Source organism: Natronomonas sp. CBA1123 (assembly GCF_009741925.1).
Taxonomy (GTDB): Archaea; Halobacteriota; Halobacteria; order Halobacteriales; family Haloarculaceae; genus Natronomonas.
Genome location: NZ_WPCC01000005.1, coordinates 91,103 through 117,121 on the forward strand (window position 1 = coordinate 91,103; position 26,019 = coordinate 117,121).

Here is a 26,019-nt window from a genome sequence, read left to right on the forward strand (position 1 = left end):
GCGCCTCGAGCCCTCTATTGCAACTTCTGGTGTTTGGAAGAAACCGAAGAGCTAGTCGTCGGCGGGCGTCGGCGCCGCGTCCATCTCGGTGTCCTCGGCGTAGGGGTACCACGTCATCTTCGTGTTGCCGAGGTAGGGGTCCTCGTAGGAGGTCTCCTCCGGTTCGGCCATTCCGGTGAGTTCGTCGTCCTCGTGTCGGGCGATGAACTCACGGAATGACTCTCGCTCGACGGCTTCGCCGTCTCGCCCTCGTTGTTCCTCCGGAACAACGCGCTCCTCGCGTTCGGACTCGTAGACCCGGAGCAGGTTGTCGATGTACCCCGGCACCTCGTCGGCGGCGACGCGCATCTCGACCCAGTCGGCGAACTGCGGGTTCTCGCCCAGTCCGCCGCCGAGTCCGATGTCGAATGCCTCGACGGGTTCGCCGTCCTTGCGCGTCTTCATCCCGCGCAGGGAGATGTCGGCGATTTGCGGTTGGGCACAGGAGGCCGTACACCCCGAGAGGTGGATGTGGAAGTCCTCGACGCCCCCCGGAACGGCGACGTTCTCCTTGAGCCAGCGGGCGTACCGGACCATCCGATTCTTCGTCTCGACGATGGAGAGCGAACAGTACTCGGTGCCCGTACAGGCGATAGAGCCGCGCATGAACGGGTGTGGGTCCGGCGAGTACGTCTCCAGAAGCGGTTCGTCGAGGAAGTCGTCGAGGTCATCCTCGGCGATGTCGGCGACGATGAGGTTCTGGCGCTGGGTGAGGCCAATCATCTCCGAACCGTACGCCTCGGCGAGGTCCGCGAGTTCGATGACGTCGTCGGCCGACTGGCGGCCGACGAGCACGGAGAGTCCGACGAAGTACTGGCCGTCGTTCTGTTCGTGGACGCCGATGTAGTCGCCGGGTTCGTCGGCCTTGCCGGCGTTGTAATTGTACTGCTCCCGGAGGTTCTCCCCCGCCGTGGGCAGTTCGTACTCCATGTACTCCTCTTGGAGCACCGACCGGAGCTTCTCGGGACCCCACTCGTCGACGAGGAACTTGATACGGGCGTTGAAGCGGTCCTCGCGGTCGCCGTGGTCGCGGAACAGCGCGGAGATACCGGCCGACACGTCGGCGACGTTCTCGGGGCGGGCGAACACATCGATATCGCGGGCGAAGCGCTCCTCTTTCCGGGAGAGACCGCCGCCGACGAGCGTGTTGAAGCCCTTGACTTCTTCGCCGTCGATTTCCTTGACTGCGGGTTCGAAGGCGAGGTCGTTGATGTCGCCCTGACCGGAGCCACGAGTGTCGCCGGTCACGGAGACCTTCCACTTCCGCGGGAGGTTCGAGAAGTCGTCGTTGCCCTTGAACTCCTCGTGGAGTTCCTGGATGACGGGCCAGGCGTTCAGGTGTTCGTCGGCGTCTCGGCCCGCGACGGGCGAGCCGACGATGTTGCGCCAGGAGTCGCCGCAGGCCTGAATCGTCGAGAGGTCGTGTGCCTCCAGTTTCTCGAAGATGTCGGGGATATCCTGCAGTTGAATCCAGTGGAGTTGGATGGACTGTCTGGTCGTCCAGTCACAGTAGGCGTCGCCGAACTCGGGGTTCTCGACCGGTCCGGTGGCGTACTCCTTTGCGATTTCGCCGACGACTCGGAGTTGCTCGGGCGTCAGCCGACCGTTCGGCGTTCCGATACGCATCATGAAGTACGACTCCTGGCCTTTCCGCTGGTGGTACAGCCCCCACCATTTGAACCGCTCGAACCAGGCGTCGCGTTCGTCTTCGGGGATGGAACTCCATCCCGCTTCGGCGAACTGGAGGAGGTGGTCCCGGATTTCCGTCCCGTAGACCTCGTCCTTCCAGCCCTCGACCTTGCTCGGCATATCCGTACCCTACGCTCCCATCCATATACCACGCCCCCTCTCGTCAAGCCTCCCCGCGTCTCACCCTTCCCGGAGAAAATCTCCGCTTTCTCGTGTTCGCCACTACTCGGGCGGGCGTGCCAGGCGTCGCCGCCGCTCCGGAACGTGGACGCTCGTGGTATCGACGGCGTAGAACCGTCCCGAATCCGGGTCGACGACCCGTCCCAAGGTCAGCCAGTCGGTGACCCCGCTCTCGCCGCAGTCGATACACTGGCCGGCGATACGGCCCTCGACGTTCGGGTGGTCGACGCCGATTTCGACGAACCCCTCGGCGAGGAAATCGGCCATCTCGCAGGAACAGAAGTCGTGGCGGGCGAGCCACCAGAGGTCGCTGACGTTCACCTCGCGGGCGTCGTTGACGCTGAGCCACGCGCCGTCGTCGAGCTGGTGGACGGAGGTCGGCATACCCGGATGTCAGACCCCGCGTGCGGGTAAGACCGTCGACCGTCACAGCCGTTGCCGGGCGTCGGAGGATTCGGTGACGATGCTTCGGCGAGTGATTCGGCCGCCTTCGTGCGCTTTCGTTCGAACAGCGCCGTCGGAGAAAGGGGCAGTACCGTCCGCAACACGGGAGCCCGGGTAGGGATTACGGGCTGAGAGTCGCTTATACGGGTGCCTGTACTACGAGGGAGCGATGACAGACCGACAGCGCGAGGGGACGCGTCAGCACACCTCCGCGGACGTGGCTCCCGAGCTGTACGAGGAGGATTCGCGATGAGTAGGCAACTCGAAGACACGCCGGAAGACGAAGAGATAGACACCAGCCACCTCGACGACGTGCAGGACGGCTGCGGCTGTACCGAAATCTGGGAGCACATGTCGGACGAACGCGACGAGCGCGACGATTAACATCCGTGGCGAGACTGCCACGTAGCGGCTCGGAACATCGCGCTGGCAGCGGTGTTACACAGCGCCGAGACGTTTTTCATCCCGGTCGCCGTACCGCAGGGCAATGAGTCGAGACCCGGACGGGGAACCGCCGGCCGACCGCGAGTCGCCGGTCGGCGAGCCGGTCATCCGCCGTGACCCACGCGTCGCCGGCGACAGCGCCGTCCAGTTCGACCCCGACGACCCCGAGAGCCTCGCGGATGCCGCAGACACCGTCCGGCGGTTCGCCACCAACACCGTCGGCAGCGAGGACAACGTCTACATGCTTCGGGGAGCCGCCGCCTGTGCGGCTCTCGTCCGCGGCACCGGTTCGTACAAGGCCGCCGCCGAGCGCGCCGATGGCGAGGCGACTATCTCGTTCATCCGCAAGTGGGCCCGGGTCCACGACCTGCCGCGTTCCATCCGCCGCCACGTCGCGTTGGGCGAAATCGCGCCCACTGCCGCCAAACACATCGCCCGCGTCTCCGGCGAGTCGCGGTACCTGTTGGCGTGGGCGGCGCTCGACCACGACCTCACCGTTCGGGAGGTCCGCTCCATCGCCTCCCGCGTCAACGGGGGGGCCACGGTCGAGGACGCCCTGGCCGCCGAAGGCATCGACCTCGGGGTGCTGTCGGTGTCCATCCCGCCGGACACCTATCGGGAGCTCCGCCGCCACGCCGCCCTCGAAGAGGTCGACCCCGGCGACATCGTCGCCGAGGCACTCGAGGAGTATCTGTAATCGAAAGGATTTACCGCGAACCGCGGCAAGTCGGTCGTGAGGGCCGATAGCTCAGTCCGGCAGAGCATCTGGCTTTTAACCAGATGGCCGGGGGTTCAAATCCCTCTCGGCCCGCTTCTGCGAGGAGCAACACCGAACAGTGCCGAGCACCGCGAGGCCTGTTCGGTTCCACGCGACGAGCAAAGCGGCGCGGCATAAACGACCGGCGTATGGAGGCGCTACGGTTACCCCGTCGCCGCGAGACGCTTGGTTGTCAATGTCTACCGAGCACGGAGTCATCGACCAGCGAGTCGGGCTCCTCGGCGCGACGGGGCTCGTGGTCGGCAACGTCATCGGCATCGCCATCTTCGTCCTCGCGGCGCCGCTGGCGGCGGATGCCGGTCCCAGCGTCGTCCTCGCGATGCTTCTGGCCGGCGTTCCGCTCGTTTTTAGCCTGCTGACGATTCTCCAGTTGGGCGGTGCGATTCCGGTCGCCGGCGGCACGTACGTGTACGGCTCGCGGCTCGTCGCGCCGTTCTGGGGGTTTGCGACGCCGTGGATGGTCGTTCCCGGCGTCTGGGCGGGGCTGTTGTTCACCGCCAACGGCTTCGCCGAGTACGTCGGCTACTTCCTTCCGATTCCACAGGAAGGGCTGATGTACGCCATCCTGCTCGCCTTCCTCCTCATCAACGTCGTCGGTATCCGGGTCGTCGCGTGGCTTCAGATGGCGATGGTCGCCGTCCTCGTCGCCGGCATCCTCGCGTTCGTCGTCCCCGGCGCGTTCTACGTCGACGCGGGCAACTTCACGCCACCGCTTCCGAACGGAGTCGGCCCGTTCGTCGTCGCCGTCGTCTCGCTGCACTTCCCGCTACGGGGATTCAGCATGGTCATCGAAATCGGCGAGGAAATCGAGAACCCGGCGGAGAACATCCCGCGGGTTCTCGTGCTGTCGGCGGCCATCGGACTGACGCTCATGGTCGCGCTGTTGGCCGTCTTCGTCGGCGTCGCCGGCTGGCGCGGGGTCGACGACCTCGACGCCGCCGTCGCCGCTGTCGCCGGTCAGTTCCTCCCGGCGCCGCTCGTCGGTCTGGTCGTCGCCGCCGCGCTGTTGGGGTCGCTCACCTCCGTCAACACCACCTTCGCCAGTTACTCCCGAACCATCATGCGTGCGGCCCGGGACGACGTGATTCCCGAGGCATTCGCGGCGCTCGGCGACCGATTCGACACGCCACACCGGTCGGTGCTGTTGCTCGGCGTGCCGCCGGTTCTCCTGGTCCCGGTCACACCGTCGCCGGTCGTCCTCTCGATTTCGCTGTCGCTCGCCATCCTCTTCGCCGTCTTCGTCGGCGGGCTGGCGCTGTGGAACCTCCCGAAACTGTTCCCCCAGCGCTACGAGTACTCGCTGTACCGGCTCCCGTTGCCCTTGCTCCGGGTGACGGCGGTCGGCAGCGTCCTCTCGGCGGTGCTGTTGTGGGTCGCTCTCCTCACCGAACTCCCGTGGATAGGGGCGGTCGTCTTCGGTTGGCTCTGTCTCGGGTGGGTCGTCTTCCGGCTTCGGGTGCGGCGCTTCCGACAGGCGGGCGTGGACCTCCCCGAACGGATGCGGCGGCTCCACGACCACGAGTCCTAGCGCAGTTCTTTTCCGGTGCAGTCGCGTGTGTCCGGGCATGAGCGACTTCGACCGCGAAGCCGAGCGCGAGAAACTGCGCGAGCAGTTCGAGCGCGACAAACAGAAACGGGAGGCCTCGGAGCGGATGAGCGAACTCCTGTTGCAGGGCGCGACGATGACGAACCGCCACTGCCCGGAGTGTCACTCTCCGGTGTTCCGCTACGACGGCAAGGAGTTCTGTCCGACCTGCCAGCGTGAGGTCACCGAGGATGGCGAGTTCGCCGACGAGGCGGGCGCCGACGGCGAGGCGCCCGCGGCGGCCGAGTCGGCCGACGCTCAGGCAGCCACCAACGGGGAGACGGAGGTCGACAGCAGCGCTAGTGCCGAGGGCGACGTGGACGCCGGTGTCGAGCAACCGGAGGCGCCAGACACACCCGAGACACCGGAGACCGAACCGACCGACGACCAGCCCGCCGAGACGCGACAGCCCGCGGAAACACAGACAGCCGAGGAGACGCGCCCGGCACCCGCTCGCGACCGACGGCCCGCCCGCGTCGACCCGCCGGCCCGCCGCGAGCGCTCGGCAACCGAATCGGAGGCTGGCGACCTCGGGGAGGCGGAGGCGGCGCTCGTCCGCGAGATAACCAACCTGACCCGACGGGCCGAGGAAACCCGAGACGTGGGTCGGAAACGCGACCTCTTTGCCGCCGCCCGCGAGGCGACCGAGACCCTTCGGGAACTCCGACTGCTCTGACTCCCTAGCTCTGAACGCCGATTTCGAAGACGTAGACGACCGCTTCGCTGCTCGCGAGGAAACTCGCGTAGACCACCGCCGGAACCAGCAGTGAGTCCGTTCGGTCGTAGGTGGAGGCCGCGACGCCGATGACGGCGAGTTTCACGCCGACGAACAGCACTTCGGGAACCGTTTCGACGGCCGCGATGCCGGCGACGACCGTCCCTCCGAGGAGTATCGCGACCGGGAGGACCGACAGGTATCGAACCCACGAACGCTCGAAACGCTCGGTTCCGTACAGCGCCACGGCGATGGCGGCGACGAACAGTCCGGCACCGACGGTTCGCCCGAACTCCGGGAGGACATCGAGGCCACCGGAGGCGTCGACGAGGAGGAACCCACCGACCAGCGTCGTGAGCGCGACGGCGGTGTCGCCGTCGACGACGCGGCGAACGCTCCCCTGGACCAGCACCTGACAGACGAGAACGAGCATCGGAACGCCGACGAACAGCGTCAGAATCGTCATCGAGACGAAATGCTCGACCGTCGCCGCGGGTCCGTAACTCCGCAAGAGAAGCGCACTGTACGTGGTCCCTGTGAGAGTGCCGACTAACTTCGTCGCGGTGACGAGAGCAACGGGGGCCAGCACCGCGGCGACGACGGTCGGCACGCTATCGGTCGACGGAAGGGCGATGCCGACGGCCACGTTCCTGACCCTCGTGTAGACGACGACCACCGCGACGACGCCGACGAGGAGCAGTCCCCCGGTGATACCGCCCGCGACGAGGAGGCTGTCGACGGCCTCAAATCCGGGGCCACCGGGGGCGAATCCGACAGCCGGGATGAGGAACTCCCGCGCGACGTATTGCCAGACCGATAACGCTACGAGCGCTACGATGACGGCGGCGAGTTCGGCCGCGACCGGGCGGGTAGAGCGACCCCACGTTCGTCGATTCGATTGGAGGGACATGGTCGATATCGGACGAGAGCGGCCTTCAAACTACGGGCGAGTATAGCCACCGATAATCGGACCAGCATGTGAGACTCAACAGACGGGCTTGGGGTCGATGCCCAGCGAATCGAGACTGTCGGCATACTCGGCGTAGGCGGCGTCGATGGCCTCGCTGGCGGCCATCGCGGCGCGCTCCCAGTCGTCGTCGCTTTCGGACACCTGCTCCAACAGCGCCGTGCCCGCCTCGACCTGTTCGTCGGTTTCGGCCCGGAGGTCACGGAACGTCTCGGCAGCGGCGTTGTCACCTTCGTTGACGAAGAAGTTGATTACCTGCAGGAGGCTCCGGGAGGCCACGAGCGGTCGAGCGACGAGCCCTGCACCGACGCGTGCGGCGGTGTCGTCGAGTCCTCGGAGGTAGTCGTGGAGTGCGTCGGGGGACGGGTCCCCAGCGTCCATCTCGCCCAGCGCGGACACCTGCTCGGAGTGGTCGCGCTCGGTGTCGGCCGTCTCGGCGAACGCCGCCCGGGCCTCGTCGTCGGCTTCGTCGTCGGCCCACTCTTCGAAGGTCACCGCGGCGCGGGCCTCCGCGGCGGCGGCGGTTTCGAGCACCGTCTCGCGGTCCAGTGCGGCCCGCGTCGTCGCGACGAGTGCCTTCTCGGAGCCGAGGCGGTCCAGCGCCGTCTCGTTGTCCGCCCGGACCGCCTCGATGAACTCGGAACTGTCCATGCGGCGTGTGGGTGTCCCACGCACAAATAACTCCGCGGCGTGCCGGCGGGTCGGTTTATGGCCCCGAAACGCGTAGAGTACGATATGTCCGACAGTGCGGGTGAAATCGCTCCGGAGGCCCTCGCCGACCGCATCGAATCCCGACGGCAGGTCGCTCTCCTCGACGTGCGGAACCGCGAGGAGGTCGACGCCTGGCGAATCGACGGTCCGAGCGTCGAATCGGTCAACGTCCCGTACATGAAGTTTCTCGGCGCCCAGGCGACCGGCGGCGTCGAGGAGTTAGTCGACCCCGAGGAGTCCTACGTCGTCGTCTGCCCTCGCGGCGAAGCCAGCGCCGAAGTCGCGGCGATGCTCACCGACGCCGGCGTCGACGCGGTCAACCTCGCCGGCGGTATGCACGGCTGGGCGCGGGTGTACCGTCGACAGCGAATTGCCCGCGACGCGACGACGGCGACGGTGTATCAGTACCACCGCCCGGCCAGCGGTTGTCTCGGCTACCTCGTCGTTTCCGGCGAGGAGGCACTCGTCGTCGACCCGCTGCGGGTGTTCGCCGACCGCTACGCTGCCGATGCGGAAGCCGACGGCGCTTCGGTCGAGCACGTCCTCGATACGCACGTCCACGCCGACCACTTCAGCGGACTCCGGCGCGTCGCCGAGGCGACCGGTGCAGCGACACACCTCTCGGAGACGGCGGCCGGCCGCGGTGTCACCTACGAGGTCGAGACGGTCGCCGACGGAGACCGGATTCACCTCGGCGACCACACAATCGAGGTGCTTTCGACGCCCGGCCACACCACCGGCGCGATGTCGCTTTGCGTCGACGACCTGCTGTTGTCGGGGGATTCGCTCTTCCTCGACGGCGCTCCACGTCCCGACCTCCAGCAGGGCGACGAGTCCGCCCCGGAGTTCGCCCGAACGCTCCACGAGACGCTCACCGAACGCCTTGCGCCGTTGCCCGACGAGACGGTCGTCGCTCCCGGCCACGTCCCACCCGGGACAGAGCCGGCCGACGACGGCACCTACACCGCACGACTCGGCGACCTCCGCGAACGGCTCGCCGTCTTCGCGGAGTCTCGCAAGGCGTTCGTCGAGCGAGTGCTGGAGTCGATGGGGGCGCCACCCGCGAACTTCGAGCGCATCATCGCGGCGAATCTCGGCCGCGAGACCGTCGCCGAGGACGACACCTTCGAGTTGGAACTCGGGCCGAACAACTGCGCCGTGACGGCCGAATAACTCACTCCTCGCGGCGGTCGGCGTAGGGCGTGCCGGTCACTTCCCGAATCCGCTCTGCGGTCACCGCACCGACGCCCTCCACGTCGAGCAGGTCGTCTTCCTCGGCGGTCATCACATCCTCGACGCTGCCGAAGTGTTCCAACAGCGCCCGGGCGGTGATAGGCCCGACCTCCGCGATAGAGCCGACGACGTACTCCTGCTGTTCGGTCAGCGTCTTGCCGCCCTTCTCGCCGTGGACCGAGACGGTCCGGTCGTCGGTCTCCTGTTCGCGCGTGGCGATAACCTCCAGTAAGTCGGCGGTCTCGTCGGGGTCCGCAGTCTGCATCACGCTCGCGCCGAAGTCGACTGCGAGCGACGCCAGCGCCCCCCGAATCGCGTTCGGGTGGACGTTGCGGGCCTCGTACAGTCGGTCGCCCTCGATGATGACGACCGGTCGGGCGTAGTAGCGGGCGGCCGCGCCGACCTGCTCGAACATCGAGCGGTCGCCGCCGACGAGCGTATCGAGGAAGTCCTCGACGGATTTGCGCTCGACGACCACGCGGTCGGAAAGGACGTAGTCGCCGACTTCGAGCGTCTCCAGTCGCGTCTCGATACCGTCCCGCGTCGAGAGGTCCCGGGCGATGTGGGAGTCGAGTTCGCGCTGGTCGGCGACGATTTCGACCGTCTCGCCGTCCGGTTCGGCCGTCGCGACGGTCCCCTCCGGTTCGGTGTCGTCTTCGTCCTCGCCGTCTTCTTCGCTGTCGGCTACCTCGCCGGCGAAGTCGGTGAGGCCGGCCTGTCCGTCCCCGTCGTCAGTTGGGTCGGCGGTTTCGGCGTCGGCTTCCGTCCCGCCGTCGCCGTCCTCGCCATCGTCGTCCTCGCCGTCGCCCGCTGAATCCTCGAACTCCGCCAACCCGGTCTGTTGGGCGATTTCGGACTCGATTTCGCCCTCCATGTTCTTCAGTTTCCGGAGTTCCTCCTCCATCTTCTTCTCCTCGTTGCGGGAAATCCAGAAGAACGCCTCGTCGCGGGTGTCCTCGGCGAGGAGAACGACCACACGGCCATCGCTGGCGCGGCCGGTACGGCCCTTCCGCTGGATGGAGCGGATACCTTTCGGGACGGGTTCGTAGAACAACACGAGGTCCACGTCGGGAACGTCCAGTCCCTCCTCGGCGACGCTGGTGGAGACGAGCACCTCGAACTCGCCGTTCCGGAAGTCGTCGAGGGTCTCCTTCTGTTCTTTCTGGGTCATCCCGTCGGAGCCTTCCTTGTCGCCCTGGCCGACGAACCGCTCGGTGGTGAAGTGCTCGCCGAGGAACTCCGTCAGCGTCTCGGCGGTGTCCCTGGACTCGGTGAACACGATGACGCGTTCGCCGTCCTCGATGCCCAGCGTCTGGGCCAGGAGGATGCGCGTCCGCCGGAACTTCGGATGGAGGTCCTCGAAGGCCTCGGCTTTCCGCATCGCGTTTTTCACCTTTGGCTCGCTCACGAACCGCTGACTCGCTTTCGAGGCGCCCGAAGAGCGGGCGGCGTCCCGCTGGCGCTCGAAGTACCGGCGCAGCGATTCGACGCTCTGTGTCTCGACTAACTCGACGGCCCGCCGGAGTTTCATTATCTCGGCGTGGGCGGACATCCCTTTGTAGCCGTCACCGTCGTCGTTGTGGATGAGGTCCTGCAGTTTCGCCCGGATGGCGTTCAACTGCGTTTGTGACATACTCGGGTCCGTCGAGTTCGTGACGCCGAGTTGTTTGAGTTTCTCCAGTCGCTCCGAAATCACCTCGTTGAGCGCGTCCCGAATCTCGATGACCGTCTCGGGGAGTTCGACGCGCTCCCACTCCACGCTGGTGTCGTGGGTGTGTTCGGCCACGTCGGCGTCGTCTTCGGTCATCACCGCCACCTCCCGCAGTCCGAGGTTGTCACAGACGGTGAGGATTTCCTCCTTGTCGCCGCCCGGCGAAGCGCTCATCCCCGTGACGAGCGGGTTCTCGGCGTCCTCGTGGTAGCGTTCGGCGATGTAGTTGTAGGCGTAGCCGCCGGTGGCGCGGTGGCACTCGTCGAAGGTGATGTGTGTCACGTCGGCCAGCGAGACGCGGTTGCCGACGAGATCGTTCTCGACGACCTGCGGGGTCGCACAGACCACTTTCGCCGATTCCCACAACTCGGCGCGGTCGTCGGGCCGTACGTCTCCGGTGAAGACGACCACTTCTTCGTCGTCGACGGCCAGTGCCTCCCGGTAGAAGTCGGCGTGCTGTTGGACGAGCGGTTTCGTCGGCGCGAGCAACAGGGACTTACCGCCGTGGTCGGCCAGCCGCTCGGCGGTGACGAGCAGGCTCACGGCCGTCTTGCCGAGTCCCGTCGGCAGACAGACGAGGGTGTGGTCGCGGGTCGCGGTGTCGGCCAGCCGGAGCTGGTAGCGTCGCTTCTCGAGGAGGCCGTCTTCGAGCATCGGCCCCTCGATGTACTCCGTGCCGTCCGTCGCTGTCGCCATCTACCCCGGAGTTCGTCGTTTCGGCGGATAAGGGTTCGGCCAGCGGGGTGAAAGTGGTCTCCGCCCGCTATCGAGTGAAACGTGATACCTCTTACCAGGGAAAATCCGACGGTTTAAACGTTCAGAGGGTCTATTTATATTGTGACAGAAGAGACACAACGGAAGAACCTCCGGATGCCGGGGGAAGACGAGATGTTCGCCGTCGTAACCGAGATGCTGGGTGGCCGCCGCGTGCGCCTCCGGTGTAACGACGGCAAGGAGCGAATGGGCCGAATCCCCGGCCGCATGCGCTTCCGGACGTGGGTCAACAAGGACGACGTCGTTCTCATCGAACCGTGGTCGTTCCAGGACGAGAAGGCGGACGTCGAATGGCGGTACGACGGGCAGGACGCCGCCCAACTGCGTCGCGAAGGCCACATCGACTGAATTTTCGACTCGGCGTGCCCGCGCCGGATGTTTCGACCCGACGATACGCCGCCGCCCGAGCGGTTAGTCCGCGCCGGAGGAGGCCGGCTTTTCGCTGACGACCAACCGCTCGAACAGCCCGGCGTACTGCATGAACAGCGTCCCGAGGATACTCATCACGAGGACGTAGCCGACCGCCACCGAGGGAATCGTTTCGCTTAACACGACCGAACCGCCGGAGCCGGCCGCGAGCGCCGCGATGATGAGCGAGAACTCCCCGCGAGTGACCATTCCACAGCCGACACGGATGCTACGGCGGTCGTCGAGTCCGTAGATACGGCCGCTGAGAAAGCCCGTCAGGAGTTTCGTCGGCGTCGTCGCGACGACTAACAGGACGAGGAGGCCAGCAATCGCCACGCTCCCGAAGACTGTCGGGTCGGTGTTGAGCCCTATCCAGAAGAAGAAGACCGCCGCGAACACGTCACGAAGGGGGATGAGTCGCCGTTCGAGGTCGTGGAGGTGGTCGGTCCCCGAAAAGCCCATGCCGATGAAGAAGGCGGCGACGGCCTCGCTGACGCCCAAAGCGAGCGCGCCGCCGGCGACGAGGACGGTGATGGCGACGGCGCGGATGACGAACATCTCCTGGGAATCGACGTCGAGGAACGCTTCGAAGTACGCCGACCCGAAGTAGACCGCGACCACGAGGACTGTCAGAAAGCCCATCGCGATTGCGACCTGCTGAAGCACCTCGATGAACGTCCCACCGCCGAGTATCACCGCCGACAGCACGGCGAGGTAGAACGCGATGAACAGGTCCTCGAAGACGAGCGTCCCGAGCATCGGCTGGGCCTCGTCGTTTGCAATCCACCCCAAATCGATGAGCGATTTCGTGATGACGGCCGACGAGGAGATGTAGACAATGCCGCCGAGGACGAACGCCTCCAAGAGTGACCACCCCAACGCGAGGCCGATGGCGACGCCGATGGGGAGGTTGACCGCGAGGTCGAGCGCCCCGGCTTTGCCGATGTTTTCTTTGGATTCGAGCAGTCGGTCGAGGCTGAACTCCAAGCCGAGAAAGAACAAAAGGAAGACGATACCGAACTCGGCCAGCAGCGTGATGAACTCCTGATCCTGCAGGGCCGGCAGGCCCAACTCGCCGAAAACGTAGGGACTCACGAGTACCCCCGAGACGACGTAAAACGGGATGACCGACAGGTCGATTCGGTGTGCGACCGCCCCGGCGACGGCGAGGACGCTGAACATCACCCCCGCCTCGAACAACAGCGCCGCCATCTCAGGCGTCCGTGTCGTCGTCCGCTGGCTCGTCGACCGCCTGTGCGGCCTCCTTTTGGGGGTCGTCCGTCCCGGCGGCCAACCGCTCGACGCGGTCACAGGCGTCGCGGGCGCCGATAATGACCAGCGTATCGCCTGCCCGGATGGTGGTGTCAGCACCGGGGTTCGACTCCGTTTCGTCGTCGCGCTGAATGGCGACGACGGAGGTGCCGGTCGTCTCCCGGAAGTCCACCTCCGCGAGCGTCTTGCCGACCAGTTCGGACCCTTCGACGACGTTTACCCACTCGAACAGCGTGTCCTCGTCGAGCATCGTCTCGGTCGTCTCGGTGGCGACGGGCTGGAAGTACGCGCCCTCCAGAATCGTCCCCACCTGTCGAGCCAGTCGGTCCGAGAGTTCGAACAGTTTCTCGGAGTCTTCATCGCCGCGTCGGCGGAACACCTCCCGCTTGCCGGTGTTGTGCGTGACGACAACGAGCTGTTCGCCGTCGTCGATTTCGATTTCGAACTTCTTGCCGACGCCCGGCAAGTCCGACTCGTAGACGGTCATACGCGGTCGTCGGTCCGTGGTCAATAAAAGGTGTAGGTCGGACCAGTCCTATAGTTCCGACAGGGTCGCGCCGCCAACCAACTGCCGCAGTGCGCCGGGTAACTCGTCGACGGCGACGCGGGTCTGGTCGGTCGAATCGCGCTCCCGGACCGTCACCGTGCCGTCCTCCAGCGTCTCGTAGTCGACGGTGACGCAGTACGGCGTGCCGACCTCGTCCTGTCGGCGGTACCGACGACCGATGTTGCCGGTGTCGTCGTAGGCGACCTCGAAGCCGTTCTCCCTGAGTTCGTGGGCCAACTCCTCGGCGCGGTCGTCGAGGCCGTCCTTCGTCATCAGCGGGAACACCGCGACCGTCGTCGGCGCGATGTCGGCGGGTAAATCGAGGAACGCCCGCTGTTCGCCGTCGACCTCGTCGGTGCCGTGGCGGTGGATGAGGACGCTGTAGACGAGGCGGCCGACACCGAAGGAGGGTTCGACGACGTGCGGCGTGATGTGCTCGCCGGCTTCGGTCTGTTCCTCGACCGAAAAGCCGGTCTTTTCGACGGGGACGGTGTAGGACTCGCCGTCGACCTCGACGGTGACTTCCTCGCCGTCGAACGCCGAGCGGTCCCGACCCGCAAGCGACTCCAGGGCGTCGGCCACGTCGCCCGCCGCACCGCCGAACTCGGGGCCGAGATAGCTCATGTCGGGGTCGACCGTCGCCCGCTCGACGGTCTTCGGTTCGTCGTACTGCCGGAACAGCGTGAAGTCCTCGCCGGAGTACTCGCCGTGTTTCGAGAGGTCGTAATCCGAGCGGTAGGCGAAGCCGGTCACCTCGACCCAGTTGCCGCCGAGTTCGGTTTCGGCGTCCCAGCAGTCGGCGGCGTAGTGTGCTCGCTCGCCGGAGAGGTGCTGGCGGTAGCGGAACCGGTCCATGTCGATGCCGATTCGCTCGTAGAAGTCCATCGCCCGGCCGAGATAGTAGGCGACCCACTCGCTGCCGATGACGCCCTCCTCGACGGCTTCACCGACGGTGTAGGTCTCGACGCCGCCGTCGTCGGCGTTCTGTGATTCGGCGGAGTACAGCGGCACCTCGACGTCCGCGACGCGCTCCAGCGGCGGGTCGTCGGTTTCGGGGTCGATGAAGTGCTCCAACTCGGCTTGGGTGAACTCCCGAACGCGGACGAGTGCCCGCCGCGGCGAAATCTCGTTGCGGTAAGCGCGACCGATTTGGGCGACGCCGAACGGCAACTGATTGCGCGCGTACTCCTTCAGTCGGGGGAACTCCACGAAGATGCCCTGTGCCGTCTCGGGCCGGAGGTATCCCGGCGAGGACGACCCGGGGCCGATATTCGTGCCGAACATGAGGTTGAACTCCTCGACGTCCGTATCGGCCAGCGACGCGCCACAGGAGGGACACTCGATGCCGTGGTCGGCGATGAGTTCGGCGACCTCCTCGGGTTCGTACGCTTCGGCGTCCTCAATGTCTTCGACGGCGTCCTCGACGAGGTGGTCGGCGCGGTGGGTCGCACCGCACTCCACACACTCGATTATCATGTCGTCGAAGCCGTCAAGGTGGCCGGAGGCCTCGAAGACGGCCTCGGGCATCACGGTCGGCGCCTCCAACTCCATGTGACCCTCCTCGCGGACGAAGATGTCCCGCCAGGTGTCCTCGAGGTTGCGCTTCAGCGCCGCGCCCTCCGGACCGTAGGTGTAGAAACCGGCCGTACCGCCGTAGGCCTCGTTCGACGGGAAGAAGAAGCCACGACGCTTTGCCAGTTCGGCGAGGTCGTCCAACTCGGTCATACGAGCGCCTCCAGGAGGTCGACGTCCCGGACGACGCCCACCAGTTCGTCGCCGGAGACGAGCGGAATCTGCTCGATATCGTTGGAAATCATCAGTTGGGCAGCCTCTCGTGCCGTCTTCGTCCGGGAGACGGTGACGAGGTCGGCGGTCATGTACTCCGAGACGGGGTCGGAGGGAATCTCGACGTTCAGCGTCGGCACCGCGCGGCTCCCGACGGCCTTGATGCCCTCCCACATCCACTCGTCGTCCTGATTGGCGACGGCGTCACCGGGGTCGGTCTCCCCTTGGACGACGCGTGCGACCTCGATGACGTCGACCTCGGTGAGCATCCCGCTGAGCGCACCCGAATCGTCCAACACGACGGCGTAGGGCACGTCGGCGTAGGAGAGTTCTCGCTCGGCGACGGTCAGGGGAGTGCCCTCGTAGACGGTGTTTACTTCACGGGTCGCGAGGCCGCCGACGGTGGTGTCGCCGTCCTCCTCGCCCTCGGCGATGGCCCGGACGATGTCGGTGACGGTGACGATGCCGACCAACTCGCCGTCGTCGACGACGGGGACGCGCCGCTCGCCGGAGTCGACGACCAACTCGGCCACCTCGGTCAGCGTCGCCGACGACCCGATGGTCGGCACCTCTCGAACCAGAATCGCCAACTGGTCTTCGTCGGGCTGTTCGATGAGCGACTCCCGCGTGACGAGTCCCCGAAACACCTCGCCATCGTCGGTCGATTTGATAATCGGGACCGACGAGAATCCGCGGTCCTGGAGGTACTCCAGAACGTCCTCTCGGGTACCGGGGATTTCGACGGTCACGACCTCCGACCGGGGCGTCATCGCGTCAGCAACGTTCATACCCACGGAGTATCCGCGCCTTCGTACTAAGTCCACCGACACCGATTCGTGCCCGTCGGCCGCTCGCGGAGGTGTCTTCTCTACTCCTCGATGCGCTCCTTCGAGAGGAACTGCCCCCCACAGCCCCCCGTCGGTCGGCGACCTCGTGGTAGGCACGCTCGCGGAACTGCTCGTAGTCCTCGAACTGCCGGAGGAAATCGAAGATGTCCCGGGAGCCGGGGGGGAACGTCGGCCCGTGCCAGCGCCTGCTCGATGGCGGCGCCACAGGAGTACACCGCATCGTCGGCGAGGAGATGCGAGCAGTCCTCGTAGTCGTCGGGAAGCCGCTCCAGTTGTGCGTCGGTGAGTTCCGCGAACCCGACGACCTCGAGCGTCGTCTTGTCGGCGAAGTAGTCGGCCCACCACGTACAGAAGCCGCAGTCGTCGTCGTAGACGAACGTGTCGCTCATGTCCGACCGGAGGAACGCCGACGGTTTAGGTCCCCCGTCTCAGGTAAACCGTCCAGTCTCGGCGCCACAGTCGACACACAGCGTCACGAGGGCGGCGCCGTCGTCGACCGAATCGATTTCTTGGTCGGTCCGTTCGCCACACTCCGGACACTCTCGGAGCAGCGTCAACTCGCCGGCATCGGCCGGCGCGCCGATGCCGAGGGTTCGGACGCGGCCGTCGGTGTCGTTCCTGCTCCGCTGGAACTCGCCGGCGGCGAACCGAATCGCCTCACCCTCTTCGACCGCCACGTCGCCGTCCTCGGTCTCGAACGTCAGCGTCCCGTCGACGACGTAGAACACCTCCTCTTGATTCTCGTGGGCGTGATAGCCGAAGGCGGTGCTCTCGCCGGGGTCGAGTTCGTAAAAGCGCATGCTCATGTGCTCGGTTCCGAGAGCCGTCCCGAGCGGCCGCTTGACTGCCGACGGTCCCATCCAGTTGTCGAGGTCGTCTATGGTGGCTTTCTCCATACGCCGCTCTGGGAGGGCGATTAGCAAAAAGGAACCGGGGATTTGGGCTACGTCACTCCGGCTTCAGTCCTTCGCCCTGCACGCGCATGACCGACTCGCCGTCGGGGAGGTTCGGCGCGTCGACCAGTTTGACGATGCGTTTGTTGCCCTTCGATTTCCGGAGGTACATCCGGAACGTCGACTTGTGGCCGAGGATGTTGCCACCGATGGGCTTCGTCGGGTCGCCGAAGAAGGCGTCGGGGTTCGACTGGACCTGGTTCGTGACGACGACCGCGGAGTTGTAGAGGTTGCCGACGCGGTCGATGTCGTGGAGGTGCTTGTTGAGTTTCTGCTGGCGGTCGGCCAACTCGCCGCGGCCGACGTACTCCGCACGGAAGTGGGCCGTCAGCGAGTCGACACACAGCAGGCGGACCGGATACTCGTCTTCCTCGTACTCGCTTGCGATTTCCTTCGCCTTCTCGGCGAGCAGAATCTGGTGGTTGGAGTTGAACGCCTTCGCGACGTGAATCTTGTCGAGGAACGACTGGACGAGTTCCTCCATCGCCTCCTCGTCGTCGACGCCGCCCTCGATTTCGCGGTGCTCCATCGACGCTTCGAGGACGTCGTCCGGCAGGCCGCGGACCATCTCGTCGATTCGCTCCGGCCGGAACGTGTCCTCGCTGTCGACGAAGATACAGCGGCCGTGGAGTCCGCCCTGCTCTTTGGGGAGTTGGACGTTCACCGCGAGCTGGTGAGTCACCTGGGACTTCCCGGCGCCGAACTCGCCGTACACCTCGGTGATGGACTGGGTCTCGACGCCGCCGCCGAGCATCTCGTCGACTTCGGGGATGAGCCACTCGAGTTTCCCGATTTTCTCCCGGCGTTCGAGTACGTCCGTACCGGTCTCGAAGCCGCCGATGTCGGCGGCCTCGCGTGCGGCCTGGATGATGTCGTTGGCGTTCGATTCGCCCACGTCGGCGGTGTTCGAGAGTTCGCCGGGACTCGCGACGGCGACGCTCTGATACGATTCGAACCCGTTCTCCTGAAGCTTCTCTGCGGTCGCGGGCCCGACGCCCGGGAGGTCCTCGAGGTCTTCGCCTGATGCTGCCATATCCGTCCCTGTGTCCGCCCGGTACATAAAGCCTCGTTAACAGCCAAGTGAAAGTGAAAATGCGGGCAAGGAGCGGGGCGAAAATCGCGACCGACCGAAGGTTTAGAAACCGAGCCTCAACCCCACGGGTGTGTGTCGCCTTCGGGCCACATCGGATACCAGTAGGTCGTGTCGTCCTCGACCGACAACTCGCCGTCGAGGACGCTCTCCAGTTTGAACTCGACCTTGTTGTCGCGCTCGCGACCGCCCGTCGGAACGAACGGGTAGTACGACCCCCGGCGGAAGGAGTACACCCAGTAGGCGGTCTGTCCGTCGCGCTCGAAGGCGAAAAGCGCCGCCAGCAGGCGCGAGCCGAACCCTTCCTCGACGAGCGTGTCCGCAGCGAAGTGGATGCTCGTCACGAGGTCCTCGAACCCGGTGTCGTGAAGGACGACCCAGTGGTAGCCGTGGGCGTCCTCGACGAACTCGGCGGTCGTCCCCGTCTCGGCTTCGCCGGCCGCGAGGATGGCCTCGACCTCCTCGCGTGCCCGCTGAAACGCCGTGCTGTCGACGTTCGAGAAACACAGCGCCGCGTCGCCGGTCGGCGCGAAATCGAGGTCGGCCTCCATCGTCAGGTACGCCGTCGACATCCCGAACAGGTCCTCGGGGTCGGCCTCGCGGGCCGCGTCGGCCTCCGCGCTCAACCCCAGTACCTGCCGGATGGTGTCGAACACTCCCATTGGCGAATCCTCGGACCCCCGCGGCTTATAGCCGGCGCGTCGGGCCGAAGGTTCATATACTGAAACGCGGCCACCAGCCGTGTGACCTGACGACCGACGGCGGTCCGCCGGGGCGGTAGCGAGGTGGTGGGACCACCTCGATGCGAGCGGCAGACGCCGCGAGCGTGGGACACGGACCGTCGACGCGACCGTCCCGCCTATTCGCTACACCTCGACGCCGTGGTCGGCCAACAGCGCCTCGAACCTCTCTTGGTCGATTGTCTCTACGTCGTTGGCCGCCGCATCGTCTTGCTTGCTCTGCCCCGGGTTCTCGCCCACCACGAGGTAGTCGGTGTTCCCCGAGACGCTGGAGGTCGCCGACCCGCCATTGACCTCCACCAACTCCTGGGCTTCCTCGCGGGTCATTCCCGAAAGCGAGCCGGTGAAGACGAACGTCAATCCTTCGAGAGCGTCGCCCGCGGTCTCGGATTCCTGCGGTTCGACGCCGTGTGCCCGGAGGTCGGCGATGACCTCGCGGTTCCGCTCGCTGTCGAAGAACTCCTCGATTTCGCCGGCGACCGTCTCGCCGATGCCCTCGACCGCCTGCAACTCCTCGGCGGAGGCGTCCATCACCGCATCGAGCGTCCCGAACTCGCGGGCGATGTCGCCCGCCGTCGTCGGGCCGACCTCGGGAACGCCCAGCGCCGACAGGAAGTCCGAAAGCGGCGGCTCCGTGCTGGCTTCCAGCTCCTCGATGAGGTTCTCGGCGCTCGTCTCTCCCCACCCTTCGAGTTCGGCCAACTCCTCGACGGTCAGCTCGTAGAGGTCCGGCAGCCGTTCGAGCAACCCCTCGTCGACCAGCTGGTTCACTGCCTTCTCGCCCAACCCCTCGATGTCGAGGCCGACACGCGAGGCGTAGTGTTCGACCGCTCGACGCAGTTGGGCAGGACAGGCCACACCGCCGGTACAGAACGCCATCGGCCCCTCCCGCTCGACCGCGCTCTCACAGACCGGACATCGGTCGGGAAACTCGAAGTGGTGTTCCCGTTCGTTCTCGACGACCTCCTCGATGTAGGGAATCACGTCCCCGGCCCGTTTGAGTCGAACCCGGTCGCCCAATCCGACGCCGAGTTCCGCGATTTGCTCGGGGTTGTGGAGGGTCGCCCGCGAGACTTCAACGCCACCCACTTCGACAGGGTCTAACAGCGCGACCGGCGTGAGACGGCCGGTTCGGCCGACCTGCACGACGATGTCGCGGACGGTCGTCTCCTCGGTGCGTGCGGGGAACTTGTAGGCGTAGGCCCATCGCGGGGCACGCGAGGTCGCACCCAACACCTCGCAGGCCGCCTTGTCGTCGAGTTTGATGACCGTCCCGTCGATTTCGTAGTCGAGGTCGTCCCGGGCTTCGAGCATCTCATCACGGAACGCGACCGCGCCGTCGATGTCCTCGACCAGTCTGGTGTGGTCGTCGACGTGAAACCCCCACGAGTCGACGGTTTCGTGTTCGTCGAGGCGAGTCTCGAAGCCGTAGCCACCGTCGTCGAGTACGTCGAAAACGAAGCAATCCAGCGGCCGTTCGGCGGTCACCGAGGGGTCGAGTTGTCGGAGCGTCCCAGCCGCCGCGTTCCGTGGGTTCGCGAAGGAGTCCTCACCGCGCTCGATTCGCTCGCGGTTGTAGGACTGAAACGCCTCCTTCGGCATGAACACCTCGCCGCGGACGGCCAGAAAGTCGGGATAGTCGCCGTCGAGTTCCAGCGGTACTGACCGGATGGTCCGGACGTTTTCGGTTACGTCGTCGCCGCGCTCGCCGTCGCCGCGGGTCGCCGCCCGCGTCAACTCGCCGTCCTCGTAAATCAACTCGACCGAGAGGCCGTCGAACTTCGGCTCACAGAGGTACTCGATTGACCCCTCCCAGTCGGATTCGGTCAACCGGTCGTGGACCCGCTCGTCGAACTCCCGGAGGTCGGCCTCCTCGACGGAAGAATCGATAGAGAGCATCGGAACGACGTGGTCGACGGTTTCGAGTTCGTCCAGCGGTTCGCCGCCGACTCGCTGTGTCGGACTCGTCTCCATCGGGAGGTCGAACGCGTCTTCGAGGGTTTGGAGGCGTTCGAAGAGCCGGTCGTAGGCGCGGTCGGAGATGACCGGGTCGGCCTGCTGGTAGTAGCGTCGGTCGTGGTACCGAATCGCCTCCCGGAGTCGTTCGGCCTGCTCGTAGGCCTCGCTGTCGTCGAGTTCCTCGACCGACTCGAAATCGAGCGGTGGGTCCCGAACGTAGGGGTTGTCCTGCGGCTCGTCCATTACCGAGGGGTTGGAAACCCGCCGTCAAAAATCGCGGTGTCCGCTCTCGGCCCCGGCGGCTACAGTCCGGCGACGTCTTCGATGGCGTCGGTCAACTCCTCGATGCTCTCGACGGTGTGTTCGCCCATGTGACCGATGCGGAACGACTGTTCGCTGATATCGCCATAGCCGCTGGAAAAGGCCATGTCGTACTCCTCGGAGACGGCCTCGACGGTTTCGGCCACGTCGATGCCGCGGGTGTTCTCGACGCAGGTCACCGTCTGGGACTCGTAGCCTTCCTCGGCGAACAGCCCGAAGTGCTCTTCGGCCCACTCGCGGGTGTATTCGGCCATCTCGCGGTGTCGCTGGTCGCGGGCGTCGTGGCCCTCCTCGAGCATGTGTTTCATCTGTTTGCGGTAGGCGAGCATGAGCGGAATCGCCGGCGTCGAGTGGGTCTGACCCTTCCGGTCGTAGTAATCCAGCGTCCGCTGGAAGCCGCCGTACCACGAGGCCGACTCCTTGCCGACCTCACGCTCGTAGGCGTCCTCGCTGACGGTACAGACCGCGAGTCCGGGCGGCATGGCGAAGGCCTTCTGGGTCGACGTGAAGATGGCGTCGATGTTGTGGCCCTCGATGTCGATGAAGTCCCCGCCCAGACAGGAGATGGCGTCGACGACGAAGTAGGTGTCCGGATAGTCGCCGAGCAAATCGCCGATTTCCTCGACGGGGTTCCGGACGCCGGTCGACGTCTCGTTCATCACGACGCCGACAGCGTCGTAGCCCTCGTCGCTCTCCTCGAGTGCGGCGCGGATGTCGTCGGGTTTGACCGCCGTCCCCCACTCGTACTCGATGCGGTCGACCTCCTTGCCGAGTCGCTCGGCGACGTTGGCCTGCCGTTCGCTGAACGCCCCGCTCGTGGGAACGAGCATCCGGTCGTCGACGAGGTTGAGCGTCGTCGCCTCCCAGAACTCCGTCCCGGAGGCCGTGAGGATTACCACGTCCTGTTCGGTGTCGAGGAACTCCTTTGTGTCCTCGACGATGGTCGTATAGAGGTCCGTCATCCGGTCCATGCGGTGGCCGAACATCGGTTCGCACATCGCCTCGATGACGTCCTCGCGCACTTCGGTCGGGCCGGGGAGATACAGCGTCTTGTCGGGATAATCCCCCGTGTATTCGCTTTTTTCGGTCATAGGAACACCTGGATATCAGTACCCTCTACGCGGGACGGCATGGTATTTTTGATACCGTCGGGGCTACCGTCGCCGCGCCGGCGGTCGAGCGTCGAAACCGGAACTTTCGGCGATTGCGTGTATCAACCGAAGCAATGCCAAGCATCCGCCGACCGGGGCGCTTGGAAAGTGCCCCTGAAGGCAGTTCCCGGTGCCGACCGGAGGGAGGCACCGTAGCGCGTACGGACTGGAGGCGGCCGTCAGGCCGTCGAAAGGAGTACGCGCGCATATTTTCCCCAAGTTTTTGCCGCGGAGGTGTGTTCGGCGCGTTCCGCGCCGAACCGCCGGAGCGTGCAAAAAGTGGGTGTCACTCGGGACTGCCGAACGTCGCCGTCGGGTCGGGCACGACCCGGAGCAACACCGGCAACGCGAGGAGGACGATACCCATCTCCAGTGCGCCGGCGACGGCGAAGGCCGCGAAGAAGCCGTACGCCGAGGCGATGGTTCCACCGCCGAGAATCCCGCCGAGGAAGCCGAGGCTGCCGAAGATGTTGAACCCGCCCATCGCTGCGCCGCGTTCGTCGGCGGCGGCCATGTCGGTGACGAGCGCCATCGTCGCGGGTGCGACCAGCGCACCGAGGACGCCGACCAGCACCATCCCGGCGGCGGCGAGTTCGACGGTCGGCGCGAGGCCGACGCCGACGATGGCGGCGCCGTATCCGACCGACCCCGCGACGATGGGGACGACGCGGCCAACGCGGTCCGACAGCACGCCGAGGGGGTACTGCAGGAGTGCAAAGGGTGCGAAGAAACACGCGAGGACGAGTCCCGTCGCCGCCGGGTCGAGGTCGAACGTCTGCCGGAAGTACAGCGTCCCGACCAGTCCGAAGAAGCCGGCAGTGAAGCGGTCGGCGAAGCCGAAAGCGTAGGGGACGAGCAACTCGGGCGTCGCACGGACGCCGTCGAGGACGCGACCGAGACCGCCGCGGGCGGCAGGCGCGCGGTCCGGAACCGTCGCCATCACGACCGCGACGGCCAACAGCAGGGCCGCCGAAACGACGATGGGGCCGAGCGGGCCGAAACTGTACAGTTGGCCGCCGACCGGCGCGCCCAGCGCCGCCCCCGCACCGATGGCGATGCCCGCCGCACCCATGTTCCGGCCGTGGCCGCCGTCCAAATCCATCAGCATCGTTATCGACAGCGAGAACGCGCCGATGGTGAACGACCCCTCGAGGAACCGGAGGGCAAGCGCAGTGCGGAAATCGCCGATTCCGGTGACGACGACGGCCAACAGGGCGAGATAGGCGACGGCGCCGCCGAGTGCGCCCGCGACGATGAACGGGATTCGTCGGCCGGCACGGTCGGACAGCACTCCCCAGACCGCCGAAAACAGCACGAACGCGACCAACTGGACGGCGAGAAACGCGGTGCTGGCGTCGATGGTCGTGTCGCCGCCCAGCGCCGCGACGAGTTCGTCGACGCCCGGATACACCAACAGCTGGGTGAAGAGGACGACGAACACCACGCCGGCCAGTCGGACGCGCTCGCTACGGCTCACGCCATCCCGTTGACTCTCGAAGTATTTGTCTCGCGTGGCTCACGTCGGCAGGCGGCTTTTTGACCGACCGCCTCCACAACCGTCCATGACGCTCTCGGTCACGGTGCTCGGTAGCGGGGGCAACTCCCCGATTCCGACGCCGACCTGCGGGTGTCGGGTGTGCGAACGCGCACGCGAGGTCGGCGTTCCCCACGCCCGACACGGCAACTCGCTGTACATCGAGGAGCTGTCGGCGATGGTCGACGCCCCAGAGTTCGTCTACGAGAACCTCGAACGCGAGGCCGTCGACGACCTCGAGTACATCTTTCTCACGCACTGGCACCCCGACCACGCCGCCGGCCTCCGTGTCGTCCAATCGCGCTCGATGGAGCGGATGTTCGAAGCGCCCGACCACGGCCTCATCGAGACCGCTCGAAGCGACCGACCGACGCTGGTGACGACCCGCCGCGTCTACGAGCGCACCTGCGAGTTGTACGACGGCCTCAGACACTTCGTCGAGGACATCGGCTTCGCCGACACTCACTTCCTCGACGGCGACCCCCTAACCGTCGGCGACGCCCGAATCGCGGCGATTCCGTACTCGCTGTCGGGTGACGGCGACCTCGATGCGACCGCTTTCGTCGTCGAGCGTGGCGACGCGACCGTCGTCCTCGCTGTCGACGACGCCCGCCACCTCGAAGAGGCGGCGCTGCCCGACGACATCGACCTCGCGGTCTTCGAGTGTGGGTACTTCCGCGAGACGCCCGACGGAACGCGGATTTTGACCGAGGTCGACGACGCCATCATGAGCGAGGAACTCACCCACGAGGAGGTCATGGCGCGAGTCGAACGGGTCGACGCCGACCGGACGGTGCTGACCGAAATCGAACACCTCTACGGCCGCACGTACGACGACTTCAGCGCCCTCGAATCGACCGACGGCTACGAGGGCGTCGAGTTCGCCTACGACGGCCTCCAGTTTTCCGTGTGACCCCGTCGCGCTCCACCGGCATTTAAGCCACCGCGCCGCAACGCCCGGCGTGTATGCCGAACGCCATCATCGTCGGCGCGTCCTCCGGTATCGGACGGGCGCTGGCGAAGGAACTCTCCCGGGAGTACGACCTCGGGCTCGCGGCCCGTCGGACCGACCGCCTCCGGGCAGTCGGTGAGGACATCGGCGGCGCCCACGTCGCCGAAATCGACGTGACCGAACCCGACGCACGAGAGCGGTTCGACGACCTCGTCGACTCCCTCGGTGGCGTCGATTTGGTCGTCGTCTCCTCGGGCATCGGCCGACACAACCCGGACCTCGAGTGGGAGCCCGAACGCGACACCGTCGACGTGAACGTCCGTGGCTTCACCGCCATCGCCACCGCCGCGATGGAGCACTTCGAGGCGACCGACGGTGGCCACCTCGTCGGTATCTCCTCGGTGGCCGGCGAAATCGGCAGTCCGTCGCTTCCGGCCTACAGTGCCTCGAAGGCCTACGTCTCCCGGTATCTGGAGGGGCTCCGGTACCGCGCCGGCGACGACATCGCCGTCACCGACGTTCGCCCCGGATTCGTCGACACGCCGATGTCGCCCGAAACCGAGCGCTTCTGGGAGTGTTCGCCCGAAACCGCCGCCGGCCAGATTGCCCGCGCTATCTCGAAGGAGAAGTCCGTCGCCTACGTCACCCGCCGCTGGTGGCTCGTCTCGAAGGTACTCGGCCTGCTTCCGGACCGCTATCGAGCGGGCGTGATGTGACCGGAGTGAATGTAGTCGCTGATTCTCATGGGGACGCGTCTGCGGGCCGTTCCGGGTTGCTGTGGGCGATATTCTATCGGTTCCAGTCGAACTAGGGGGGTTGCGGTTCGGGTGGAAACTCGTCGGTCGGGAGGGTTTAGTCGCTCGGCGTCGGTGTCGGCGTATGGACGACCTACACGGAAGCGTCGGAACGTGGGTGTCGCTGACCGACCCCTCTGTCGCGGAAATCGCCGCCGGCGAGGCGTTCGATTTCGTCGTCGTCGACACCGAACACACCCCACTCGGGTTGGAAACCGTCGCCGACTGTCTGCGCGGTATCGACGCCGCCGGAACCGCCGGCGTCGTCCGCACCCCCTGGAACGACCCCGTCCGCATCAAGCGACTGCTCGATTTGGGGCCCGACGGCCTGCTGGTGCCGATGGTCGAAAGCGCCGCCGAAGCACGGGGTGCCGTCGGCGCGACGCGGTACCCGC

25 protein-coding genes and 1 tRNA gene are annotated in these 26,019 nt (G+C 66.1%); 10 read left to right on the top strand and 16 right to left on the bottom strand.

Features of this window, described 5'->3' with window-relative positions:
* Positions 1-51: 51 nt before the first annotated feature.
* Positions 52-1,848: a nitrite/sulfite reductase gene (locus GJ631_RS04320; protein WP_156707965.1), complete on the bottom strand. Its 1,797-nt coding sequence runs from the start codon at positions 1,846-1,848 to the stop codon at positions 52-54.
* A 102-nt stretch (positions 1,849-1,950) separates the two neighbouring features.
* Positions 1,951-2,292 carry a hypothetical protein gene (locus tag GJ631_RS04325; protein ID WP_156707966.1) on the bottom strand — a complete coding sequence of 114 codons (342 nt, stop codon included), beginning with the start codon at positions 2,290-2,292 and terminating at the stop codon, positions 1,951-1,953.
* A gap of 309 nt (positions 2,293-2,601) precedes the next feature.
* Here GJ631_RS04325 and GJ631_RS19165 point away from each other — a divergent pair, with 309 nt between their 5' ends.
* The 5 genes from GJ631_RS19165 to GJ631_RS04345 all read left to right on the top strand — a co-directional run bounded on the left by GJ631_RS19165 (position 2,602) and on the right by GJ631_RS04345 (position 5,835).
* Positions 2,602-2,736: a hypothetical protein gene (locus GJ631_RS19165; RefSeq protein ID WP_255453900.1), complete on the top strand. Its 135-nt coding sequence runs from the start codon at positions 2,602-2,604 to the stop codon at positions 2,734-2,736.
* Between the two features lie 103 nt (positions 2,737-2,839).
* Entirely contained in the window at positions 2,840-3,493 is a 654-nt protein-coding gene (locus tag GJ631_RS04330; protein ID WP_156707967.1) for a hypothetical protein, read from the top strand.
* 40 nt (positions 3,494-3,533) lie between these two features.
* Positions 3,534-3,607: transfer RNA gene (locus GJ631_RS04335), tRNA-Lys, on the top strand.
* 142 nt (positions 3,608-3,749) lie between these two features.
* On the top strand, positions 3,750-5,102 hold the full coding sequence (locus GJ631_RS04340) for an APC family permease (protein ID WP_156707968.1): 1,353 nt from the start codon (positions 3,750-3,752) through the stop codon (positions 5,100-5,102).
* A gap of 37 nt (positions 5,103-5,139) precedes the next feature.
* On the top strand, positions 5,140-5,835 hold the full coding sequence (locus GJ631_RS04345) for an Sjogren's syndrome/scleroderma autoantigen 1 family protein (RefSeq protein WP_156707969.1): 696 nt from the start codon (positions 5,140-5,142) through the stop codon (positions 5,833-5,835).
* Between the two features lie 4 nt (positions 5,836-5,839).
* Here GJ631_RS04345 and GJ631_RS04350 read toward each other — a convergent pair whose 3' ends face one another.
* Entirely contained in the window at positions 5,840-6,784 is a 945-nt protein-coding gene (locus tag GJ631_RS04350; RefSeq protein ID WP_156707970.1) for a hypothetical protein, read from the bottom strand.
* A gap of 75 nt (positions 6,785-6,859) precedes the next feature.
* The gene (locus GJ631_RS04355; protein WP_156707971.1) at positions 6,860-7,492 is read right to left on the bottom strand and encodes a hypothetical protein; all 633 of its coding nucleotides are present in this window, start codon (positions 7,490-7,492) and stop codon (positions 6,860-6,862) included.
* An 84-nt stretch (positions 7,493-7,576) separates the two neighbouring features.
* On the opposite strand from GJ631_RS04355, the gene GJ631_RS04360 reads away from it, so the two are divergent.
* Positions 7,577-8,725, top strand: coding sequence for an MBL fold metallo-hydrolase (locus GJ631_RS04360; RefSeq protein ID WP_156707972.1), 1,149 nt, complete (start codon positions 7,577-7,579; stop codon positions 8,723-8,725).
* Between the two features lies 1 nt (position 8,726).
* On the opposite strand, the gene GJ631_RS04365 is transcribed toward GJ631_RS04360, so the two are convergent.
* The gene (locus GJ631_RS04365) at positions 8,727-11,192 is read right to left on the bottom strand and encodes a DEAD/DEAH box helicase (protein WP_156707973.1); all 2,466 of its coding nucleotides are present in this window, start codon (positions 11,190-11,192) and stop codon (positions 8,727-8,729) included.
* Between the two features lie 141 nt (positions 11,193-11,333).
* On the opposite strand from GJ631_RS04365, the gene eif1A reads away from it, so the two are divergent.
* Complete coding sequence (eif1A, locus tag GJ631_RS04370; RefSeq protein ID WP_268105271.1) at positions 11,334-11,618, top strand: translation initiation factor eIF-1A; 285 nt, start codon at positions 11,334-11,336, stop codon at positions 11,616-11,618.
* Between the two features lie 63 nt (positions 11,619-11,681).
* Here eif1A and GJ631_RS04375 read toward each other — a convergent pair whose 3' ends face one another.
* The 11 genes from GJ631_RS04375 to GJ631_RS04425 all read right to left on the bottom strand — a co-directional run bounded on the left by GJ631_RS04375 (position 11,682) and on the right by GJ631_RS04425 (position 23,821).
* Entirely contained in the window at positions 11,682-12,890 is a 1,209-nt protein-coding gene (locus tag GJ631_RS04375) for a cation:proton antiporter (RefSeq protein WP_156707974.1), read from the bottom strand.
* 1 nt (position 12,891) lies between these two features.
* Complete coding sequence (locus tag GJ631_RS04380; protein WP_156707975.1) at positions 12,892-13,437, bottom strand: cation:proton antiporter regulatory subunit; 546 nt, start codon at positions 13,435-13,437, stop codon at positions 12,892-12,894.
* Between the two features lie 48 nt (positions 13,438-13,485).
* Complete coding sequence (gene glyS, locus GJ631_RS04385; protein ID WP_156707976.1) at positions 13,486-15,222, bottom strand: glycine--tRNA ligase; 1,737 nt, start codon at positions 15,220-15,222, stop codon at positions 13,486-13,488.
* Positions 15,219-16,070, bottom strand: a complete 852-nt coding sequence (locus GJ631_RS04390; protein ID WP_156707977.1) for a CBS domain-containing protein — start codon at positions 16,068-16,070, stop codon at positions 15,219-15,221. Before GJ631_RS04390 ends, glyS begins: the two co-directional genes overlap by 4 nt.
* 80 nt (positions 16,071-16,150) lie before the next feature.
* On the bottom strand, positions 16,151-16,519 hold the full coding sequence (locus GJ631_RS04395; RefSeq protein ID WP_370518554.1) for a DCC1-like thiol-disulfide oxidoreductase family protein: 369 nt from the start codon (positions 16,517-16,519) through the stop codon (positions 16,151-16,153).
* 39 nt (positions 16,520-16,558) lie between these two features.
* Positions 16,559-17,026, bottom strand: coding sequence for a cupin domain-containing protein (locus GJ631_RS04400; RefSeq protein ID WP_156707978.1), 468 nt, complete (start codon positions 17,024-17,026; stop codon positions 16,559-16,561).
* A gap of 52 nt (positions 17,027-17,078) precedes the next feature.
* Positions 17,079-18,116, bottom strand: coding sequence for a DNA repair and recombination protein RadA (gene radA / locus GJ631_RS04405; protein ID WP_156707979.1), 1,038 nt, complete (start codon positions 18,114-18,116; stop codon positions 17,079-17,081).
* A gap of 116 nt (positions 18,117-18,232) precedes the next feature.
* Positions 18,233-18,835, bottom strand: coding sequence for a hypothetical protein (locus GJ631_RS04410; RefSeq protein ID WP_156707980.1), 603 nt, complete (start codon positions 18,833-18,835; stop codon positions 18,233-18,235).
* A gap of 204 nt (positions 18,836-19,039) precedes the next feature.
* Positions 19,040-21,115: an NAD-dependent DNA ligase LigA gene (gene ligA / locus GJ631_RS04415; RefSeq protein ID WP_156707981.1), complete on the bottom strand. Its 2,076-nt coding sequence runs from the start codon at positions 21,113-21,115 to the stop codon at positions 19,040-19,042.
* A gap of 59 nt (positions 21,116-21,174) precedes the next feature.
* Positions 21,175-22,284 carry an alanine--glyoxylate aminotransferase family protein gene (locus tag GJ631_RS04420; RefSeq protein ID WP_156707982.1) on the bottom strand — a complete coding sequence of 370 codons (1,110 nt, stop codon included), beginning with the start codon at positions 22,282-22,284 and terminating at the stop codon, positions 21,175-21,177.
* A gap of 346 nt (positions 22,285-22,630) precedes the next feature.
* Complete coding sequence (locus GJ631_RS04425; protein ID WP_370518555.1) at positions 22,631-23,821, bottom strand: MFS transporter; 1,191 nt, start codon at positions 23,819-23,821, stop codon at positions 22,631-22,633.
* A gap of 85 nt (positions 23,822-23,906) precedes the next feature.
* Between GJ631_RS04425 and GJ631_RS04430 the strand changes: the two genes are divergently transcribed.
* The 3 genes from GJ631_RS04430 to GJ631_RS04440 all read left to right on the top strand — a co-directional run.
* On the top strand, positions 23,907-24,791 hold the full coding sequence (locus GJ631_RS04430) for an MBL fold metallo-hydrolase (protein ID WP_156707983.1): 885 nt from the start codon (positions 23,907-23,909) through the stop codon (positions 24,789-24,791).
* A 53-nt stretch (positions 24,792-24,844) separates the two neighbouring features.
* On the top strand, positions 24,845-25,546 hold the full coding sequence (locus GJ631_RS04435) for an SDR family oxidoreductase (protein WP_156707984.1): 702 nt from the start codon (positions 24,845-24,847) through the stop codon (positions 25,544-25,546).
* A gap of 163 nt (positions 25,547-25,709) precedes the next feature.
* A partial coding sequence (locus GJ631_RS04440; protein ID WP_231753886.1) for an aldolase/citrate lyase family protein occupies positions 25,710-26,019 on the top strand: 310 nt, incomplete at its 3' end.